The organism is Natronoarchaeum sp. GCM10025703, assembly GCF_042661985.1.
In the GTDB taxonomy this organism is placed as follows: domain Archaea; phylum Halobacteriota; class Halobacteria; order Halobacteriales; family Natronoarchaeaceae; genus Natranaeroarchaeum.
Genome location: NZ_JBHSZF010000001.1, coordinates 1,765,210 through 1,785,661, shown reverse-complemented (window position 1 = coordinate 1,785,661; position 20,452 = coordinate 1,765,210). Strand labels below are relative to the sequence as shown.

The following is a 20,452-nucleotide window of genomic DNA, read 5'->3' as shown; positions in this document are numbered from 1 at the left end:
TAGTTGTGGTGGGGTGGCAGAGCGGCCTATTGCGCCTGCCTTGAGAGCAGGTATCCTCACGGATTCCTGGGTTCAAATCCCAGCCCCACCGCTTCTGCGAGGAACAGTGGTGACGAGCGAAGCATCCGTGCTGGGATTTGAACTACGCAAACGCTCGCTGACGCTCACGTTTGCCATCGAGTTCAAATCCCGAAATAACGTCGTCGTTCGACGTCCGGTCTTAACAGCCTTCTCCCCTCTGTGAGGTCGTCACCGAGTAGTGTCGTAGGCCCCTTGCTCGGTGACCGGCGTTGCTCGTTCGCGGACCTGCTCGTACTGCTCGGTCGCCCACTCGACGGCGGCGTCGGACTCGTTGATAATCAGGCCATTGATACCCTGGTCGGTGTAGACGACGAGGCCCGCGTGAGAGTCGTCGCCGATCCAGAGGCCGTATTCGTACGGAATCGGTCCGTGGAAGACCCGTAGCGACTCCCGCTGGGCAGCCGGCCGGTTGTCGGGCGGGTACAGCGTCGTGAGTTGCTCGTAGATATCCTCGGTCATCACCAGTTCGACGGTCGTGTCGGTCTCCGCCGCCTGCTCGGGGACCGTATCGGCGTAGCCTGACACTGCCCGGGGGCAAAGCCCTGATCCGATCGGCGTCGCCGATGCGCGTGATGAACTGCTGGACGACCGCATCCGGCACCGGGTCCGTTGCCTCGTGTGCGACGGCACCGTTCAGCATGGCTGGCGCGATGCTCTCGGCGTCCGAGAGCGGAGCGAGGATGTCTCCGACCGCCTGCACACCGTCCAGTGACCCGAGAAATCGGCCATAGCTATCGTGGGCATAGTGACCGACGGTGGTGGCACGCCATTTACCCTCCTCGTAGGCGACGAGGCCTGCCCCCTCGAGTTCGCGGACGATGTCGTCGAGCGTGGATCGTGGGGTATCGAGACGGTCGGCTAGTTCTCCTTTCGGTCCCGGTGCTTCGACGATGGCATCTAGACAGTCCCAGCGTCGGTGGATGATCCCGGCGATTTCGTGTATCCCTAACATGTTTTTCAGTACTGCACCCTGTGTGCTACCGAGAGTTTCGCACCCCTGGTCGTCGTTGGTAGCCCTGTGACGGGTTCGGTAGCTACCGACTAAGTGGGCTATTACGTATGGTGCCTAATATAAGATTGGTCCCCGACAAACGCTCGGCCCTCTGAATGAAGCAGGTCCGTAGTGCCCATGGTTACTTGTCATATCAGGCCAAACTCTCCGATGATGGAGACGACGGCAGATCCGGGAGCGTCCGTCCTGGTCGTCGACGACGAGCAACGGTTGGCTGACCTCTACGCGTCCCATCTTCAGACGACGTACCGAGTAGAGACAGCCTACAGCGGTGCCGAAGCGCTCGAACTGATCGACGACGAGTTCGACGTCGTACTTCTCGACCGACGGATGCCGGAACTACCGGGCGATCAACTCCTCGACCGGATCAGAGCCGAGGGGTACAGCGGGAGAGTCGTGATGGTTACCGCCGCCGACCCCGATTTCGACATCGTCGACATGCCCTTCGACGAGTACGTCATCAAGCCCGTAACTGGGGAGGAGATCCGTGACGTGGTCGAGGCCCAACTGTTGTTGGACTCCTACGAGATGCGTCTCAACGAGTACTTCCGACTCAAATCGAAGCTACGAACGCTCGAAGGCTCGAAGCCCCGATTCGAGCTGAAGACGACGACCGCTACGAGGAACTGACCGTGCTCGCAACGTCGATCAAGGAGGATCTCGAAGATATGCTGGCCGAACACGACGAACTCGGGTTCGCGGATGGCGAGTTCCTCGACGGCTGAGACCGCCGTTCTACCGGATCACAGATGCGGGAGTATCGTTCGAGAGCCAGCTACAGCATCTGCAGTTGCGAATCCACCCGTCAGAGTTCACCAGTCCGTATCCAGATCAAGCGCCCGCGACAGAAGCCGGTCGTCGTATCTGGCGGCCGTCTGCTCGGGACGCGTCTCATCGATGCGGCGGACCGTCTCGACGGTGTTTGCGAAGTTCTTGAACGTCGCCTCGTCGACCATCTGCCCGTCCACGGAGACCGCGCCGGTGCCGGTCGATTTGGCCTCCTCGAACGCCTCGATGCGCCCGACGTCGCGCCGTAGTTCCGACTCCCGCGGCATGTGAATCCGGTTCGCCTGTGCGGTCTGATTGGGATGCAACGACCAGCTCCCGTCGAGCCCGACCGTCGCCTCGCGCTCGACCTGCTCGGCGTAGGCGTCGCCGTTATAAAACTGGACGCCGGCGCGCTCGCGGTACAGTTGGTCGAAGGGGCCGCCGATCGCCAGCAGGCCGCCCGCGCTGGCCTCGTTCGAGAGCCGTTCGAGCAGGCCGGGCCAGGCCGGCCGTCCCTCGTCCAGTTCGCGCCCGCCGAGTTCAGCCGTGTAATCGACGGGCCCGAAGACGAGCGCGGCGAGGCGGCCCTCGCCCAGCCGTGCGATGCGGTTGAGATCCGACACTGCTCGCGCCGTCTCGACGATGATGGCGAGTTCGATCGATCCGGCCTCGTAGCCGTACGACGTTTCGTACTCCTCGATCGCCGACGCCGCAGCGCGGACGTCCTCGACGCGGCCCACCTTCGGGACGACGACGCCGTCCATCCGGTCGCCGACCGAGCGGACGAGTGTCTCGATCTCCTGGCGACCCCGCTCGCGGGCCGTCTCGCTGTCGTAGCCCCACTGCACGCGGGGCCAGAGTTCGCCGGGGAAGGCGTCGCCGTGCTCTCCGAGTAGCTCGATAGTGTTTTCCAGTGCGGCGTCTTTCATCTCCGGTGCCGTGCCGTCCTCGATGTCCGGAACGAGCCAGTCGGGTAGCTGGAACCCCTCGGCGGTGAGTCCCGAGCGGAGGTACTTCGCCGAGTCCTCGCGGGGGACGGCGGCCGGTGCGGTCTGGAACGTGCGACAGAGTCGTGTCATCGGTGGGTTCTGGTTTCGATTAGTGCGGTTCGACGGCCGGAGTAGACCGGCTCGTCGTGCTGATTGAACGCGAGATGCTCGAAGGTGACCTGTCCGGCGCGGCCGGGATCGGTGTTCTCTGGAATCGCTACGGTCGGCGTCGCCGCCGTGTCGAGGACGCGAGTGAAGCCGTAGATGGTGTCCCCTGCGGTGACGAAGTCGTGGAACCGCTCGTCCTCGCACCGGAGCTCGCGGTAGGTCCGCTCGTCCGAGCGGGCGTGCCCGAGCGCTATCGAGCGTGTCACGTCGCCGTAGGTAACCGGCTCGCCGGAGGGAGAATCGGCCATCGCCGAAGCGTCGTGGTGCTGTTTTGCGGTGTTGAGCGTCGCAAGCGGGAGACCAGCGACGAGCAGGTCGTCCTGGGTTCGGCCGCGCTCGTGGCGATAGGCCACCGTAGCGTCGCGGCCGGCGACCTCGCCCAGCGCCGCGCGGAAGTCCTCGAAGTACGGCCCGTCGGGCGCGATCAGTTCCTCTGGTAGGTCCGGCGTATTGCGCTCGGTCTCTCCCTGCGAGTCGGCCTCCTCGCCGTCGGTCTCGACCGGCTCACGGCGGGGCACCATGTTCGTCCGGCGGTACGACAGCAGGGGCTCCTCGGTCGTCGCGTCGTAGCCGTGAGTCTCCCAGGTCACGATGCCGTAGGCGGGTCGGGAGCTAGAGGCCGTCGTTTCGAGCACCTCTGACTCCACGCGGAGTTCGGTGCCCGGGTAGACGGCGTCGGTGTGATACTGTACGTCGGTTCGGCCCAGGAAGTAGCCCCCTCCTCGCTGAGGTCTTCGACGGTCGGGCCCATCACGGCCGCAAGCAGGTAGTCGGGGTGGATCGGCGGCTCCTCGTAGCCCAGTGCGGCAGCGGCGTCCGAGCGCCAGTAGGCTGGATCGTGGTTCAGCGTCTGGCTCATCCAGCGGTCGTTACCGGCACGCGTGAGCCTGAGTCCGGGCGCGTGAGCGATCGAGTCGCCCTCCGCGAACCCCTCGAAGTACGTGCCTTTCTCGAGCGTCTCGGCGCGCTCCAGGGCGCTCTGAAACGTCTCGGTGTCGGTCCAGTCGGTCGGTTCTGTGGTATCCGTCATCGTCTGTGGTTGAGTGTCGGTCGCATCAGTCGGTCGTCGGTGCCCCGACGGGGTCCTCCCGCCGTCGCCGCGCCAGTGTCCGCCGCATCTCGTTGGTCACGATCATGTACCCCTCGTCGAACCCCATGCCGGGCTTTGCTGCACCTGCGCGGCGTCGGTAGCGAGCGCGACGTGTGCGCACGCTCTGGCGGATATCTCCGTCTCGTTGCAGCTCCCACCGAGGTACGCACGGGTGTCGGTGTCGCGGCAGTACTCCACTGCTCTGGCGCTGTGCTGGATCCCGCCGAGATCCGGCGTCTTGATCTGAACGACGTCCGCCGCGCCAGCGTCGACGAACGCGCGGACGTCCCCGGCGGTGTTACACCACTCGTCGGCGACGATGTCGACGTCGACGCCAGCCTCGGCCAGCCCGTCGCGAAGCGTCGCCATCGCCCGGATCTGTTCGGCACGGCTGCCGGCGTCCATCGGTCCCTCGATCTGGAGCGGGTACGGGTCAGCAGCGGCCTGTAACTCGCTGAAGTACTCGGCGAGTTCGGCCCGGTCGTACGGGGGCCGAAGACCTCGCCGATGATGCCGTAGACGTCGACGTGGAAGCGCGGATCGTACCCCGCCGGGCCGAGGTCGTCGACGCGGTCGGCGAGCCACGCGAGGTACTCCCGGAGCCGTTTGCCGTCCGGGCCGAGCTTTTCGACGCTGTTGAACAGTCCGTGCGGGAGCACCGGAACGCCCTTGAGCAGCATCTTCTCGGCGTTGGCTCGCCGGTCGTCGCCGGACTGCCCGAACACGGGCACAGGCTCGGTCGCCGGCGTGGTCCCGAGCGCCTCCGCGAGGACGTCCGTCGGGGTGGTTCGCCGGGCGGTCGCGGCGGCATCGAGCAGCGCCTGCGAGACGCCGTACCTGACCGCGGTGTGGAGCGCGCCGCCGTCGCCATGGACCGCCGGCAGTGCCTCGATCACTGCGACGTTGTCCGCGAACGCGTCCGGATCCCGGCGGACGAGTTCGTCCGCGACAGACCCCCTAACGACATCACGGTACGTCTCCGCCCGGAAGAGTGGATCGCGCCCCCGGCACCGGAGTACTGGACCGCGGCGCAGTCCCCGACGGCGACCGAGCCGTCGCTTAGCTCCAGTTCGACCGTCAGCGCCTCGCCGGCCTGCCGGATGCTGTCGAACCCCGGCGTAACAGGTTCGCCGCGGTAGCCGAAACCGTCCTGCTCCGCGCCGCGTTTGATCGCCCGCTGGTCGTCGAAAAAGAACCCCGACACGGTGGGGACGGCGCGAACGCGTTCGATCCGCATCTCAGTCACCCCCGTGGGACGGCCGATCAGCCGACCGTCGCTGATCGCATCGACGTCGTCGGCGACCATCCGGAACGACTGGTCGCGCCCTTCCGTTTCCGCCCGGGCGTCGAGCCGGTTGTGATGGATCTCCTGATCTCCTCGCCGACCGCCAGTTCGCCGAACTCGAAGATCCGGACGCGGCCGTCGTCGTCTCGCGCCGGCAGAACCGCCCCCTGCGCGCTGTCGCTCGGCGCGAACGGGACGTCGAGTTCGCCGGAGTCGAAGGCATTGATCGTCCCCTGGGCAACATCGCCGTCGCCCGCGGCCTCAACGGCGTCGATCAGTTCGCGGGTCGCACGCTCGATCAACTCGCGCTCGCGCTCGACGCCGTCGAGCCGGACGTCCTGCTCGATCATCATGTCGATCAGCTGTCGCGTGGTGCGGAGTCCGGCGGCATTCGCCTCCTTTGTCGGGACGCCCTGGAACTCCTGTGGTGACTTGGTGATGACCTTGTCGGGCTGTGCAACGGCGGCCGTTGCGCCGCCGAGCCCGATGACGCCGTTCGCCCGGGCCTCGTCCGGCGGGAACCCGCCCATCCATTCGTGGAACACCGTCGTCACCGTCACCTCGTCGGGCAGGTACTCCTCGCCGAGCGAGCGGAGCGACCGGAGCGCCGCGACGTCTTGAACGAGGTTGCCGACCTGTCCGTAGCCGAGCGTGAGCGAGCGGACGCCCTGCGTCGCAGCGAGTTTGCCCTCCAGCAGCATCACCGCGATGGCGATAGAGGGCGGAACGAGCGTCCCGGTCAGCGGACCGAACGGCTCGCGATTGATGCGGACGCCGCGCTCGGTGTACGCCCCGGCCAGCCGATCGACGAACTGCCAGTGCTCGATCGTCTCGGCGAGATCGTGTTCTTTGGTGTAGGGGATATTGTAGGAGATCGGACCGCCCTCGAAGCTCTGGAAGCCGCCCGCGAACGTGATGGCGGCGAGCAGTCGGGCGTCCGGCGTCCCGTGGCGCACCTCGACCGGCGCGTCGGTCGCGAGGATCAGTTCTCGACAGCCCTCGACGCCGTGGTTTACCGCGGGGAAGCCGTTGAGCGTGGCCTCGCCTGTCTCCCGTGCGTCGCTGAGACCGTCTTCGGCCTTCCCGTACTCGTTGTCGCGGGTGTACGAATCGATCGTCGTCGGCAGCAGGTCCGCGCTCCCGGCCGATCGGAGATGCTCCAGGAGGTCGATCTGGTCGTCCAGCAACGGCACGCCGGCACGGGGCTGTAACAGCGGCCTGTCGGCCGACTCGAGTACCGTCGCGAACTGCTTCTCTCGCGGGAGCGACTCGTGGAACTCGATGGCTTCCTCGAACGCCGCGGCAGCGCCGGTCGGCCAGTTCTCCCGGACGCGCTCGTCGATGCGTTGCAACTCGTCGGATGGCATGCATTCGTCCCGTAGCATCCGTATTAGCCTCTGATCGGGGGTTCTCCGGCTCTGTGGCTGCGATCTGGAGATCGCGCCGGAGCGCGGCGATAGCCTCCTCCGGATCCGTCTCCGAATCGAAGACCCGGTTGAACCCGAGCTCCCGGAACTCCCGTCGGGTCTGCTCGAAGTCGTCCTGCCCGACGGCGAGATTGCCGCCGATGTAGGTGACGACGTCGAGGTCAGCCGCGGCGATCCGTTCGTGGAAGCCCTGACAGTCCTGACTGGCGTGACCGTACATCGACGAGACCAGTACCGCGCTGGCGTCCTCGCGGCTCGCTGCTTCAACGAACTCAGCCTGAGAGGTCTGGACGCCGAGGTTGACGACGTCGAACCCTGCCGCTTGCAAAGCCTGCTCGAGGATCGTGATGCCGACGACGTGTGCGTCGGACCCGATCACGCCGAGGATGACTGTCTTTTGCATGTCGGTATCGAAGTCGTTGACCGAGGCGGACTTAAACTTAATGATTTTTCATGATGTTACTCTCGAAGGATCCTTATACACACCCAATGTGAACCAGTACATACCCACAGAAATCCGAACGTTCGACGTATTCTTAATGATTAATCCATAAGGTTTTTTGACCACCTCCCCGAGCGCCGAACCATGGGTGCGCTAGACGATCTGTACGTTCTCGACCTGACACAGGTGCTCGCCGGCCCGTACTGCACGATGTTGCTCGCGGACATGGGCGCGGAGGTCGTAAAGATAGAGCGACCGGGCGGGGACCTGATCAGGTCGAACCCGCCGTTCTACGACGACCCCGACGCGGAGGCCTACGGCGGCTACTTCCAGAGCGTTAACCGGGGGAAGGAGAGCCTCGAACTCGACCTCGGCGAGGACGAGGACCGCGAGGCGTTCCTCTCGCTCGTCGAAAAAGCCGACGTCGTAGTCGAGAACTATCGGGCGGGGACGATGGAGAAGTTCGACCTCGGCTACGAACGACTCCGCGAGCACAACCCCGGCCTCGTCTACAGCGCCATCCGTGGCTTCGGCGACCCCCGCACCGGCGAGACCGACCGACAGGGCCAGCCCTCCTTCGACCTGATCGCGCAGGCGCTCGGCGGCGTGATGGAGATCACCGGCGAGGAGGACGGGCCTCCGACGAAGGTCGGGCCGGGCGTCGGCGACCTCTTTACAGCCGCACTCAACGCCGTCGGGATCCTCGCGGCGCTCCACCACCGCGAGCGAACCGGCGAGGGACAGTTCGTCGACACCGCGATGTACGACAGCATGATCAGCCTCTGTGAGCGCACCGTCTACCAGTACTCCTACGGGGACGAAGCGCCGACTCGTCAGGGCAACTCCCATCCGACGCTGTTCCCGTACGACGCCTTCAAACGACTGACGGCTACGTCGTCATCGCGGCGTTCGGGACGAACCACTGGCAACAGCTCTGTACGGCGATGGACCGCCCAGCGCTCGCCGAGGAGTACCCCAACCGCGCCAGTCGGCTTGCACACCGGGAGACGCTTCGGGAGGCAATCGCGTCGTGGACCCGCGAGCACGACACCGAGACGGTTCTCTCGGCGCTATCCGGGATCCCTGTCGCGCCGGTGCAGGACGTCGCGGACGTCTTTGCGGACGACCACGTCCACGACCGTGACATGCTCGTCGACGTCGCCCAGCCAGGCACCGAGTCGTCGGTCACCGTCGCCGGCAACCCGATCAAGATGACGCGAACCCCGCCGGACCCGGGTTACCGTGCCCCACTGCTCGACGAGAATCGAGCGGAACTACTCGACGAGCAAGTGCGGGCGTCGACCCGCCGACCGACGCCGAGCGACGAGTAGGGATCCCTACCCGGCAAAGGGTTCAAGTGGTCGTCACGTGAGATACGGAGTAATGCAACACGCAGGGAATCGGGGAGGGGGTCGTAGGTGAGCGAACGCGAGCGGATCACTATCGGCGAACTGAGTACCGACGCGGGGGATGCCGTCGCTGGAACCCCGGTCCGACTTCCTGTCGTCGACGTTCTGACCGGCCGTGGCTTCGTCACCGGCAAGAGCGGTTCCGGGAAGTCGAACACTGCGAGCGTCGTCATCGAGGAGCTACTCGATTCCGGCTATCCGGTTCTGATCGTCGATACCGACGGCGAGTACTACGGCCTGAAAGAGGAGTACGAACTGCTTCACGCGGGTGCTGACGAGGAATGTGACATCCAGATCGGTCCCGCACACGCCGAGCGGATCGCCACGCTCGCGCTGGAAGAGAACGTACCGATCATCCTCGACGTCTCCGGCTATCTCGACGAGGACGTCGCCGACGAACTCCTCCGAGAGACGGCACGACACCTGTTTACCAAAGAGAAGAAGCTCAAGAAGCCGTTCTTGCTCGTCGTCGAGGAGGTCCACGAGTATCTCCCACAGAAAGGTGGTGGCGGCGAGACCGGCAAGATGCTCATCAAGATCGGTAAGCGCGGCCGGAAACACGGCCTCGGGATCATGGGGATCAGCCAGCGGCCCGCGGACGTCAAGAAGGACTTCATCACGCAGGCGAACTGGCTCGTCTGGCACCGACTGACTTGGGACAACGACACGAAAGTCGTCGGGCGGGTCGTCGAGAGCGAGTACCAGGAGTTGGTCGCCGACCTGGGCGATGGCGAGGCGTTCGTCCAGACCGACTGGACGGAAGTCGACGTTCGCCGGATCCAGTTCCGACGCAAGCGGACCTTCGACGCGGGCGCGACGCCCGGCCTCGACGACTTCGAGCGCCCGGAGTTAAAATCGGTCAGTGACTCGCTGATGGACGACCTGGCGGAGCTATCGGAGGAAGAAGAGGAACGGTCGAGTGAACTGGCTGACATGCAACAGGAACTCGACAAGAAACGGTCCCAGATCGACCAGCTCGAATCGGAACTCGATCAGGCTCGTGACGTCTCGAACGCGGCGAGACAGCTCGCTAACGCCTTTTCTCGTGGCGACGTAGCCATGACCCCCGAGGACGTCGAAGCGCGCCTCGCGGCCAAAGACGACCGGATCGAAGAACTCGAAGCACAGATCGAGGACCTGCAGACCGAACTGGGGGACGCTCATCAGCACATCGCGGAGCTAGAGACGGAGAACCAGCGGCTTCGGGACGCCACAGCGACCATTGATTTCGACGACGGGGAGGAGTCCGTCGTCCAGACCGCGTTTGCCGACTCCGAGCCAGCGGACAGCGACGACTCACCGATCGATCTACCGGATTCTCCTGAGGAGAAGACATCGTCGCTCTCGGAGAGCGAAGCGGGATCGACGGCGACGGACGTACCGAAGGGGCAGGAACAGGCTTCCCCTGACGAGAGCGACGTCGACTCCGACGTGTCCGTGTCCGAAACGATCGATCGCCTCCACTGCGAGCCGATCGTCTCCGAAATCGAGGCGGCCGCGACGCAAGTCCCGGTCGGGAACGACGAGTGTTGGCAGATCGTCGAGACGATTGCCGCGGACGGCCCGGTAGCCGTAGCTCAGATCGAATCTGCGACTGAGGTGCCCGTACAGTACGTCTGGACGTTCCTCTCGGAACTCCGGGAGCGACCGTTCATTACACGTGATCGAACGGGCCTGTACCGGCTAGAGCAGGACGTACTCGAACGCGAGATAGAGTCGGTCGCCGAGCAGGAGACGCTCGAAGAACTACTGCATCGGTTCGAGGATTAGGTCAGGATCGACTGGGCGGCCGATGCGATCTGGTCGCTGTCGGCGGACTGGAGCCGTCTGTCTGCGAGTGTGAGCCGAAGTCGCGGGCGTCCGACCTCGATCGGCACTTTCTCCGTCTCGATCAGGCCCTTCTCTTCGAGCTGGGTCTTCGTCCGCGAGAACGTCGCCTTGCTGGCGACGCCCGTATCTTCGCCCCACTTGCTGATGTCGTACAGGAGCGCCTCGTTCTTGGCGGCGACGAGCAGACTGACGGTCACCTCGTCCAGTCCGTCGTCACCCCGCGCGGTTTCGAGCGAATCGAGCATCGCGCGGAAATCGCCTTCGGCGTCCTCGCCGAGGCTCTCTGCGAGGCCGTCGTTGACCTCCGAAATCGGCGGCGTCCGCAGGGAGTACTCCTCTGCATCGTCCCACTGATCGCGGTACTCCGTCCGGACATCCTCGACGAACGCGCCGTCCTCGGAGGTGAGTCCGCTCACCGACGAGTCGGTCGTGACGAGGGTCATGACGCCAGTGGCGGTGATCACCAGCGGGTTGGTCGCCAGCGAGTCACTCGCTCGGAGCGAGAGCACCCCGGCCGAGAGCAGATCCGCGGCCCTGCTGGCCACGATGAAGTCCTCCATGACGTTCTTGATCGTCGCAGCGTCGGCAAGCACGTCTACACGCGGTCCGTCTTCGTGGTCCGACAGCACGTCGATCAGATCGACGAGCGTCGCTTCGGACGGACTTACCAGTAGTAGATCGTCCGTCGTCCCCGAGAGGACGTCAGATAGTAGATCTTCGCGCGCTCGATCGAGTAAATTATTACTCATCACGGCTAATCTGTTACCCCGATACGTATTTAATTTTATCGTCTAATATCGACGCCGCGTCCTGATTAGCCACTACCCGGCAATGCACGTCCCTTTCGACAGACGGGCCGATTCCGAACATCTCCGTGCAACTGCCGGCCAGCAATTAAACATATGTACTTGGGAAGTGTACCTATCCATAATGAATGAAGATCGCGGCGTCGCCCACGTTCTCGGCGTGATACTGATGGCCGGGTTTGCGATAACGGTCGCGGCCACAGTTGCGGTCGCCGGTGCGGCGATGTTCACAGAGAGCCAGAGCGGTATCGAGACGGCGCAGGTCGAGTCGTCGTTCTCGAGTCTTGCCGCCGACGCCAGCGACCTGGAGGACGGTGACTCGGTCGAGTTCGACCTCGGGACGGCGGACGGCAACCTGGAAGTAAAGGAAGGAACTGGAAAGCTAAAGATCTACCACGTCGGGACCGACGGGACAAAAAACGTTTACAGCGACGGTGACGATCCGATTCCGATCAATTCTCTGGTCTACACGAACGAGAACGGCGACACGGTTGCGTATCAGGGCGGTGGCGTCTTCCGACAGCGTGGCTCTGGTAGTTCGCTCGTCTCAGCGCCGGACTTCTACTACCGGGACAACGCGCTCTCGTTCCCAATCCAGAAAGTCGACGGCGATATCAGCAGTAGCGGCACCCTCAGCGGTGAACTGGAACTCGAACGCGAGGACCGACACTACCCGACGGACGATGTCAACAAGAACAATCCGCTAAGCGGTGGTACTGTTTACGTCGAACTGGAAAGTGAGTACTGTCAGGGCTGGGAGGAGTATTTCAGCCAGCAGACTCGGGGTTCTATTTCTGAGGGCTGTGGAGACGGTACCGAAGGCATGGTGAAAGTCGAACTGAGTGTTCCATTCGAGCTCGGTCCGGAAGCCTTCGATCATGAAACCGCTATCGGTGCGACCGAGTACATTGATGCATCAGCCGATGATGACGATGAGTTGGCGGAAACCGAGGGTGACCACGTTTCGGCCAATACTCTCATCAAGAACAAGGCGAGCGACCGGGACGACGCTGACTACAACGAACTGCCGGATACCGTCGACGATCCAGGGTTCTACTACATCGATGACGATCTGGACAGCGCACACCACTTTGATACCAGCGACTTTGAGGACGACGAGGAAATCGAGGTGTACGTTGACGGCAACGTCATCGCCGACGGCGACGGGCTCACTGTCGAAGGAGCGGACAATCGAGTGATCTTCTATGTCGGTGGGAATTTCGATACCACCGAAGACAACAACGCAGTCGTCGGAAACGACGCCGAACCTAAGCAAACGGTGATATTTGTCTCTTCTGATGGATACGTCTTCAGCGATGGGGAAGGGAGTAAAAATCCGAAAACGGATGTGTACGCAATCGTTTACGCCCCCGATTCTGACGGATACATGCAGGCAGGCAACGAGGAATTCAAGGGGGCAGTTATCGCCGACGAGATGGAGTTCGGGAGCAGCGTCAACTCCAACAATTTCGATTACCACGAATCGATCACGGCAGGCGAGGGATTCTCCTTCGTCGACGAAGGCAGCGGCCCCGAGTTCTACTACCTCCACGTCACCGAACGGACTGTCACGGTGTCGAGCTAACTGATCCGATAGGAACGTTTTTGCCGACCCCGTCCACACGTTCGGTATGGACTGGCCCCACGACCCCGACGGAGACGAGGGCAGCGAAGGGATGCGCAAGTACGGTATCGCGATCATCGCCAAGAAGGTCGACGAAGAGGAGGACTTCCCGCTCTCCGTCGACGAGTTCGTCGAGGAACACGGCGACGAACCGATCCGGATCAACTACCAGCGAGTGGTCAGTGTGGCCGACATCTTCGAGTACGTCGAGGCCGACGAGTTCGAGTCGTTCGTCGACATGCACGGCGAACTCGGCGACGCGATGCGACGCGGTGACTTCTGGGACTACCACCCGGTCGGTGCGGACCCGGAGACCAAGCACGCATAGGGACCGACTGCACTGCGATTCAGGATACTTATGGGGTAGTCACGCCAATCACGGAATACTGTGACGAATACGCAGGTTACGCTCGTTCAGATCGACAACTACGGCCCGTGGACTGTGACGCCCGAACCGAGACGAGAGGTCGACCTCCAGACGCTCCAGTCCCAACTTTACGCCGACCTCTCACAGAAGGTCGGGGAGCGTGGGGGCTACGTCTTCTTCACCCGATTCGACAACATGATCGCCGTGACGAACGGCCTCGATGTCGAGGACCACGAACTGATCCAGGAGTCCATCGGGAACCGCTATCCGGTAAGTATCAGCCTCTCCGTCGCGACGGGTGTCTCACCCGCGGCCGCGCTGTCGGACGCCACCGAGCGGCTGCAGGATGCCGGTAGCGCACAGGACAAGGGACGCCGAGAGATCCTCGCCGGCCGGACGATCGACCTCGAGTACCGGACCGACGACGACGTCCAGATCGCTCATTTCGACGTCATCGACGCCACCGGCGAGTACACCGATCAGCTCAACGCGTTCGATAGCTTCATCGAGATCGAGCAGGGCTACGCGGCACTGATGAAGTACATGCGTCGGGAGAACGACGCGCTCTCGTTTTTCGTCGGCGGAGACAACATCATCGCCACCTGTCCGGAGTTGAGCGCCGAGCAGTACGATGCTGCGGTCGATCACGTCACCGATACCGCTGCGGTAGACCTGCGAGTTGGGGTCGGTGTCGGTCGGAACGCCCACAATGCGGGGATGGACGCCAAACACGCGCTGGAGCACGCCCGTGCGGAGGAGACGACGGTCGAATTCCGTCGGTGAGGTTTCGGGACTTAGTAACTACCGCTGCTACAAATATAAAATTGATGGGGGTAGCTTTTAGACGATAGGTGTGGTACATTCTCACATGCAGAGCGATCTGACAGTACGCGAAATCATGTCTCGTGACTTTGTCGGCGTAAGCGAGGCAGATGAGATCTCCGACGTCGCGCATGTGCTGCGCGAAGAGGAGGCATCCACGGCGGCAGTCGTCCGGGGAAGCGAACCAGTCGGGATTATCAGCGCCTTGGATCTGTTACCACTCATTCCAGACTCCAAGTCGGGGTCTACGGCGAGCGAGTATATGCGAGAGCCAGAAGCCGTACTATCGCCAAACGCCCCACTGGTGGAGGCAATCGACTGGATGTCGACGCAGGGCACCGGCCGGTTGCTCGTCACCGAGGGCGAGGAACTGGTCGGCGTGGTGACCGCTGACGACTTGTTGACCGCTACAGCATCACTGCTCGAAAACGGCTCGGAACCCCGTGAGGACACCGAGGCCGTCGCCTCGACGAGCGCCGGGGCGGTCGCCGACCGAACGGTCTCGCCAAGTCCCGGATCGGAGTACTCCAGTCAGAGCGTCTGTGAGAGTTGTGGCAGCCTGACCCAGCAACTGCAGAACTTCAACGGGCAGATGCTCTGTGCGGACTGCCGTGACGTCTGATCGCCGTCGCTCTTTCTCGTGACTCCAAGACGAAAACCACTCAAAGGGGTACCTCCTATCACAGATTGCGCCAGGGGAGCTTGGGCGGTTCAAGCACTCGACTTGTAATCGAGACTCCCGGGGTTCAAATCCCTGCCCTGGCTTGGTGTCCCGAACAATCCGTGAGGGACACCCACGTCGACAAAGTGATTTGAACGAGAGAAGTTGCAGCCTGTGGACGGAGTGAACAGGACCGTCTTCACGTAGTTCAAATCCCTGCCCTGGCTTGGTGTCCCGAACAATCCGTGAGGGACACCCACGTCGACAAAGTGATTTGAACGAGAGAAGTTGCAGCCTGTGGACGGAGTGAACAGGACCGTCTTCACGTAGTTCAAATCCCTGCCCTGGCTTGGTGCCCCGAACAATCCGTGAGGGACACCCACGGAGACGGGGTGGTCGGAGTGACCGACCCAACGATTTCTTTGGCCGACTCGACGAGGCTGAACCGGTCACTGATGACCAGACCAACTCGATATAGTCGTCGATTGAGCAGACGGAGGCTGTCGAACTCCAAAACAGTGCGCGAACGACTAAAATATAAGATAAAAGTCAGGATTAGTAACCGTGCCAGAAATGGATCTATTAAAGTATAATACGGAATCAGTGACATTAATTATTTAAATCTAATACGCCGGTATCAACGAGTAAAAACTATATACTGTACAATAGGACTATTTACTATGTTACTTATGATTGGATTACAAAGGTACCATAATGCCAAGCGCCGTTCTCTCAGAGTGTCCTACTTGTGACTCTATTCAAGTACTTGAAAGAAAGAGGAACGATCATTCGAAGGATGATTTCTTTCCAATCGTTAAGAATCACCTCCGTAATCACCCTCTAGATGAGAGCAAGGCCGCCATTCGAAAGCACCAGATAACTGATAGAACGCTTGAGCTTATTGTCACACCAGACGAGTTCGAATACCTGCCGATAGGAGAGTGGCGGAAACGGACTACCACATGGCTACCTGAGGGCGTATCATCGGGTGTCACAACGTCCGACAAACCACCTGAGTCGCCGAGTGAGAGTCCACCCCTCCAGTCCCCTACCGAGAACTGAGTGGTCGCTGTCAACCCAGGCAAACGAAATTACTAGCAATCATAGAATGACCAAAAGAAATCATATACTGCTTCCATGATTAGGTATATTCAGGCCCACGAAACCGGATATCGTTCCGTCACGTCAACTTCCCCCGGTGGGGTGATCCGGTGAGCGACAGAGACCTCAAAGACCCCGACTACTATCTCAATCGAGAACTCTCAGAACTCCTGTTTCAAAAGCGCGTTCTCCGTGAGGGAATGGACGAGCGTAATCCGCCGCTCGAGCGACTTCGGTTTCTCGCGTTCTTTACGAAGAACACTGATGAGTTCTTTATGAAACGCATCGGCGGCCTCAAACAACAGATCGATGCGGGTGTGATGGAGACGACGCCGGACGGCCGAACGCCGAAACAACAGTGGCACGAGGTGCTCGACATGGCACATCCGCTCTTTCAACAGCAGTCTGACTATTGGCAGACGACACTGAAGCCAACGCTTGCTGAAGAGGGAGTCGAGATCCGTGTCCCCGACGAACTACCGGTGGATAAGCAAAGAGAACTACGGACCGACTTCGAGAAGTCAATTCTCCCTACCCTGACACCACTCGCGTTCGACCCGGCTCACCCGTTCCCATTCATTTCGAACCTTTCGCTTTCTCTTGCTGTACTCTCGTCGGACGAGACCAGCGAATCCACGTTCACTCGAATCAAAATCCCGTCGAACCAGCCTCGATTGATAACGGTCCCTGGTGAGGCTAACCGCTATATTCTCATCGAGGATCTCATCGAAGCCAATCTCGACCTGCTACTTCCCGACCTCGATATCCAGGACGTATCGAAGTTCAAAGTGACCCGAAACGCCGAGGTACGGCGCAACGAAGAAGTTGCTGAAGATCTTATAGATAGGGTTGAGGAAGTCCTCGAACAGCGTCGCTTTGCGACAGTTGTCCGACTTGAAGTTGACGCCGATATGCCCGACAAATCGGTTTCGATCCTCAAGGAGCAACTCGATATGGATGACAAAGAGGTGTTTTATCGCGATGGACCGATCGATTTTGAGGATTTCTTCGAACTGAGTGAGCTCGACCGTCCCGACCTCAAACCGTCATCCTGGACTCCCCAACCCCACCCGAGAATTGGACCGATTACGAGTGACACTCAAGCCGGATCGATAGATATCTTCAGTGAGATTCGGAAAGAAGACATTCTTGCGCAACACCCGTATCATTCGTTTGAGGGGACTGTCCAGCGGTTTCTCGACGCAGCGGCGAACGATCCTGACGTGCTCGCAGTAAAAGCGGCTATCTATCGGACGGCAAGCGACTCGAAGGTTATTCAGAGCCTCATCGACGCCGCCGAAAACGGCAAACAGGTAGCGGTGATGGTCGAACTCAAAGCTCGGTTCGACGAAAAAAACAACCTCGAGTGGGTTCGACAACTCGAAGAGGAAGGTATCCACGTCGCCTATGGTACCGTCGGATTTAAAACCCACACCAAGACGGCGCTCGTCGTTCGTCAGGAGGACGACGGCGTCCAACTCTACTCACACGTCGGTACCGGAAACTATCACTCAGGAACAGCAAAAGGATACTCTGATGCAGGATTGTTGACTGCTGACCGCGATATCGGTCTTGATCTCACGAAGGTATTTAATTTCTTTACCGGACCCACGCTCGACGACCGTTTTCGGAAGCTATTGATCGCACCTGTGACGATGCGAGAGCGATTCACGCAGATGGTCAGAAAGGAGGCTGAAAACGCTCATGCCGGCCGTCACGCACGAATCGTGGTCAAAGTAAACGGACTCGAGGACCCCTCGATGGTCGAGGAACTCTATCGTGCCTCGATGGCTGGTGTCGAGATTGACCTGATCGTCAGGGACATCTGCCGACTCCGCCCCGGTATCGAGGGGCTGAGTGAGAACATAACCGTTCATTCTATCGTCGGCCGATTCCTCGAACACGCCCGGATATTCTACTTCGAGAACGGAGGCCAGCCTGAGTGGTACATCGGATCGGCCGATTGGATGACTCGCAACCTCGATTATCGAGTAGAGGCTATTACACCTGTGGAGGCCACACAACTGCGTAGACAACTCCGTTTCATTTTGGAAGTCTCGCTGAGGGATAATCGCCGCCGATGGGTGATGCAAAGCGACGGAAGCTATGAACAAGCGTCCCCCGATGACGGGCCGGTACGAGATATCCAAGAGACACTAATAACAGCCACAGAAGCAGCCCTCGACCGCGGCTACGGACCGGGAATAGTGGTCGATGCGGATCTAATCGAGGGGAATCTCCTCGTTGAGGATGCTACGGAGGACGAGACGACCGCTGAATCCGAGGAGTCGGACGAAGCTACTGGCGCTGATGCTGAAAACGCTCAATCGGACGGTGGACACGTGTCCGTGTTCAACGCGTATTCAGAGCAGTGGTATCGTCCTGACAGCGAGATGTACGGCTGGGCGATTCGAACGACCGATGGTGACCGTCGATATTTCAAAACGCGTGACGGCGCACGCAACCGCCTTCGTTCCGAGTATCAATAGCACCCGGGTGGGGTTACCGAGTCAGGCCGGGTCAACGACCTTTGAACTGGCCCGGTCTTGATGAGTCGTCGTCGGATTTACCGTGACGAACTCGTCGTTCCGGTAGTCGTACGCAGTGAGCGTTCCTCCATAGACACAGCCGGTATCGAGGCCGACAGCGTAGTTTCTTTCCACCGGGTGGTCATGAACAGTGTGACCGAAAAACACACGGTAGGGACCATCGTATTCGTCGTACCAGAACGGTCCGGCGTACCCATCGCCGTGTGGTGCACGCATCGTCAACAGCTCTTCCACAGTGTGGTCGTCAAGTGCTCGTTCCGGGTCAATGCCGCCATGGATAACGAGAGTATCGTCAAAAGAGATCGCGACTGGAAGCGATTCAGAAGTACTCTTGATCACCATTACGGAGCCACTCAGGGTTCTTGTCTCCCCGCACGATTTTTTGCTCGTTGTTTCCGCGGATACTGACAAGACGCGGATCGTCGCGAACCAGATCGATGACTCCGGGGCTGTTCGGTCCCTTTCTGACCAAATCGCCGACAAAGACGACGAGGTCGTCGGCGGTTAACTCGAGTTCGATAAGCAGATCCTCAAGCGCTGACTGGCTTCCATGGACGTCTCCGACGATGTAGACCTGATCGTATCCATCGATGTCAAACCGCTGGTGGTGTGCTTCGACATCATGATTGAATTGGGGCGGTATAGTCATTGAATTGAAATTTAAAGCGGCTTCTCGAAGGACTTCGGCTTCGTAATGAAAACTGTCCGCGTTCGGATTAATAAGTTTCTAATAGATGGCAATACTCCTATATATCTCTCGGTAATTTTCAAGAGTATCGGGACTATCGCGTGGCATTGGTGAATACCCGTCATTGGGGTATCGTTCGTCGCGATTATACGGACTATCTACTTTCGATTGGTAAACGGCGAGGAGATGGACCCGAGAAATCTCCTCGGATCGTACACATCCAGATACTGGAAGCAGTTACCCCCGGATAGTCCCCGGAGGGATTGCGGACAATCTGTCCGACCTATGGAGAGACTATCGAGCGATAACGCACTATCAGGGCGGGCCCGCCGTGGGGAGTTGTTTGGTAGTCGCTGTCAGTATTCTCGTTGCCGCAGGTGTCAATATTTCGGCCAATTAGCAAGTGGTAACTACGCCGACAACCCCTTGCTTTGCGCGAACCGGTCCGGTTTTATTGTCCTGAGACGTAGCCGCTTCGCGTGGAAAACGTAACAGATCGGACGAGTAATCCGTTCGGGATGCAGCCTCCGTGTGAGGTTCCCTGTGAGGGTGATGGATCGGACGCAGTGTACGGATACGGCGATGCGAATGCCGACTTCCACCTGATCGGCGACTGCCCGGCCGTCCACGGCGGCGAAGGGAGTGGTATTCCGTTCACCGGCAGCGAGGCGGGCGAACAACTACTGTCAGTGTTCGCTGACGTCGACCTGGTCGATCCGGACGCGGAGTCGGACCCACGAGTTTCGGACCTGTTCTGTAGCTATCTCCACATGTGCTGTCTGCCGGAGGGTGATCGCCATTCTGAGCGCCAGTACGCCCGACTCGAACCGTTCTTCGACGCCGAACTTCGCGCAATCTCGGCCCACGTCCTCCTGCCAGTGGGCGAGAGAGCGACGCGCCGCGTCTTCGAGTCATACACCGCACGACCGGTGGGCGAAGCGCTTGATATGGAGGAGTTACACGCCTCTGAACTCCGTGGAAGCGGGTTTCTCGTGGTGCCGATTGCCGACCCGACCGACTGGGGCGGGAACGAGCGAGAACAGTTGCTTTCTCGGATGCGATCGATCCTCGCGTCTGACTATCGCCAGGCGTCGGAACTCGGTCGATTCGTCGCGACGCAGGATCAGTACATCGTTCGTTGACCTCCTCCCACGGTTGAACCCGTGGGATTCCCCGATGGGGATATTAAGGTTGCGCGTTTCCTTGGCGGCTCAAAAACGCTTTCGCGTGGCCAGCGTCACAGGTCGCCGCTCGATTATTACCACGAGCGTGCTTTACAGCGCGTGTAGCTCGGTCAAACGAGCCTTCCCACCTGCACATGGTAGGCGTCTGC

At 60.7% G+C, this 20,452-nt stretch carries 11 protein-coding genes, 2 tRNA genes and 6 pseudogenes; 11 read left to right on the top strand and 8 right to left on the bottom strand.

What is annotated here, in order from left to right; genetic code table 11:
- The first annotated feature begins 7 nt into the window (after positions 1–7).
- Positions 8–91, top strand: a tRNA-Ser gene (locus tag ACFQH2_RS10050).
- 158 nt (positions 92–249) lie between these two features.
- On the opposite strand, the gene ACFQH2_RS10045 is transcribed toward ACFQH2_RS10050, so the two are convergent.
- Positions 250–606 carry a transcriptional regulator FilR1 domain-containing protein gene (locus ACFQH2_RS10045; protein WP_377076695.1) on the bottom strand — a complete coding sequence of 119 codons (357 nt, stop codon included), beginning with the start codon at positions 604–606 and terminating at the stop codon, positions 250–252.
- A 637-nt stretch (positions 607–1,243) separates the two neighbouring features.
- Here ACFQH2_RS10045 and ACFQH2_RS10040 point away from each other — a divergent pair.
- Positions 1,244–1,723 carry a response regulator transcription factor gene (locus tag ACFQH2_RS10040; RefSeq protein ID WP_377076694.1) on the top strand — a complete coding sequence of 160 codons (480 nt, stop codon included), beginning with the start codon at positions 1,244–1,246 and terminating at the stop codon, positions 1,721–1,723.
- 182 nt (positions 1,724–1,905) lie between these two features.
- On the opposite strand, the gene citE is transcribed toward ACFQH2_RS10040, so the two are convergent.
- From citE to glmS, 5 genes and pseudogenes are all read right to left on the bottom strand, one after another.
- Positions 1,906–2,940, bottom strand: a complete 1,035-nt coding sequence (gene citE, locus ACFQH2_RS10035) for an L-malyl-CoA/beta-methylmalyl-CoA lyase (RefSeq protein WP_377053231.1) — start codon at positions 2,938–2,940, stop codon at positions 1,906–1,908.
- Positions 2,937–4,048, bottom strand: a pseudogene (gene mch, locus ACFQH2_RS10030) (2-methylfumaryl-CoA hydratase). The gene citE and the pseudogene mch overlap by 4 nt, the downstream one beginning before the upstream one ends.
- Before the next feature lie 25 nt (positions 4,049–4,073).
- Positions 4,074–5,345, bottom strand: a pseudogene (locus ACFQH2_RS10025) (methylaspartate ammonia-lyase).
- Positions 5,346–5,354: 9 nt separating this feature from the next.
- A pseudogene (locus tag ACFQH2_RS10020) lies at positions 5,355–6,778 on the bottom strand (methylaspartate mutase subunit E); the annotation flags it as partial.
- A gap of 25 nt (positions 6,779–6,803) precedes the next feature.
- A pseudogene (glmS, locus tag ACFQH2_RS10015) lies at positions 6,804–7,223 on the bottom strand (methylaspartate mutase subunit S); the annotation flags it as partial.
- 183 nt (positions 7,224–7,406) lie between these two features.
- Here glmS and mct point away from each other — a divergent pair.
- Both mct and ACFQH2_RS10005 read left to right on the top strand, forming a co-directional pair.
- Positions 7,407–8,593 (top strand): annotated as a pseudogene (gene mct, locus ACFQH2_RS10010) (succinyl-CoA:mesaconate CoA-transferase).
- An 87-nt stretch (positions 8,594–8,680) separates the two neighbouring features.
- Positions 8,681–10,441 (top strand): ATP-binding protein, encoded by a 1,761-nt coding sequence (locus tag ACFQH2_RS10005; protein WP_377053219.1) that lies wholly within the window; start codon positions 8,681–8,683, stop codon positions 10,439–10,441.
- Here the strand turns inward: ACFQH2_RS10005 and tbsP are convergent.
- A complete protein-coding gene (tbsP, locus tag ACFQH2_RS10000) occupies positions 10,438–11,250 on the bottom strand; it encodes a transcriptional regulator TbsP (protein WP_377053217.1) in 813 nt (270 codons plus the stop codon). The two genes, ACFQH2_RS10005 and tbsP, sit on opposite strands and share 4 nt — an antisense overlap.
- A 181-nt stretch (positions 11,251–11,431) precedes the next feature.
- On the opposite strand from tbsP, the gene ACFQH2_RS09995 reads away from it, so the two are divergent.
- The 6 genes from ACFQH2_RS09995 (at position 11,432) to ppk1 (ending at position 18,371) form a co-directional block, all read left to right on the top strand.
- Positions 11,432–12,892, top strand: a complete 1,461-nt coding sequence (locus ACFQH2_RS09995; RefSeq protein ID WP_377053215.1) for a DUF7289 family protein — start codon at positions 11,432–11,434, stop codon at positions 12,890–12,892.
- 46 nt (positions 12,893–12,938) lie between these two features.
- On the top strand, positions 12,939–13,259 hold the full coding sequence (locus tag ACFQH2_RS09990; RefSeq protein ID WP_377053213.1) for a DUF5785 family protein: 321 nt from the start codon (positions 12,939–12,941) through the stop codon (positions 13,257–13,259).
- 60 nt (positions 13,260–13,319) lie between these two features.
- The gene (locus tag ACFQH2_RS09985; RefSeq protein ID WP_377053211.1) at positions 13,320–14,081 is read left to right on the top strand and encodes a GTP cyclohydrolase III; all 762 of its coding nucleotides are present in this window, start codon (positions 13,320–13,322) and stop codon (positions 14,079–14,081) included.
- An 85-nt stretch (positions 14,082–14,166) separates the two neighbouring features.
- Positions 14,167–14,742, top strand: coding sequence for a CBS domain-containing protein (locus tag ACFQH2_RS09980; protein ID WP_377053209.1), 576 nt, complete (start codon positions 14,167–14,169; stop codon positions 14,740–14,742).
- Positions 14,743–14,811: 69 nt separating this feature from the next.
- Positions 14,812–14,885 (top strand) — tRNA-Thr (locus ACFQH2_RS09975).
- 1,107 nt (positions 14,886–15,992) lie between these two features.
- Positions 15,993–18,371: a polyphosphate kinase 1 gene (gene ppk1, locus ACFQH2_RS09970; protein ID WP_377053207.1), complete on the top strand. Its 2,379-nt coding sequence runs from the start codon at positions 15,993–15,995 to the stop codon at positions 18,369–18,371.
- A gap of 21 nt (positions 18,372–18,392) precedes the next feature.
- Here ppk1 and ACFQH2_RS09965 read toward each other — a convergent pair.
- Positions 18,393–19,080, bottom strand: a pseudogene (locus ACFQH2_RS09965) (metallophosphoesterase family protein).
- 518 nt (positions 19,081–19,598) lie between these two features.
- Between ACFQH2_RS09965 and ACFQH2_RS09960 the strand changes: the two are divergent.
- A complete protein-coding gene (locus ACFQH2_RS09960) occupies positions 19,599–20,261 on the top strand; it encodes a uracil-DNA glycosylase family protein (protein ID WP_377053203.1) in 663 nt (220 codons plus the stop codon).
- The last annotated feature ends 191 nt before the right edge of the window (positions 20,262–20,452 follow it).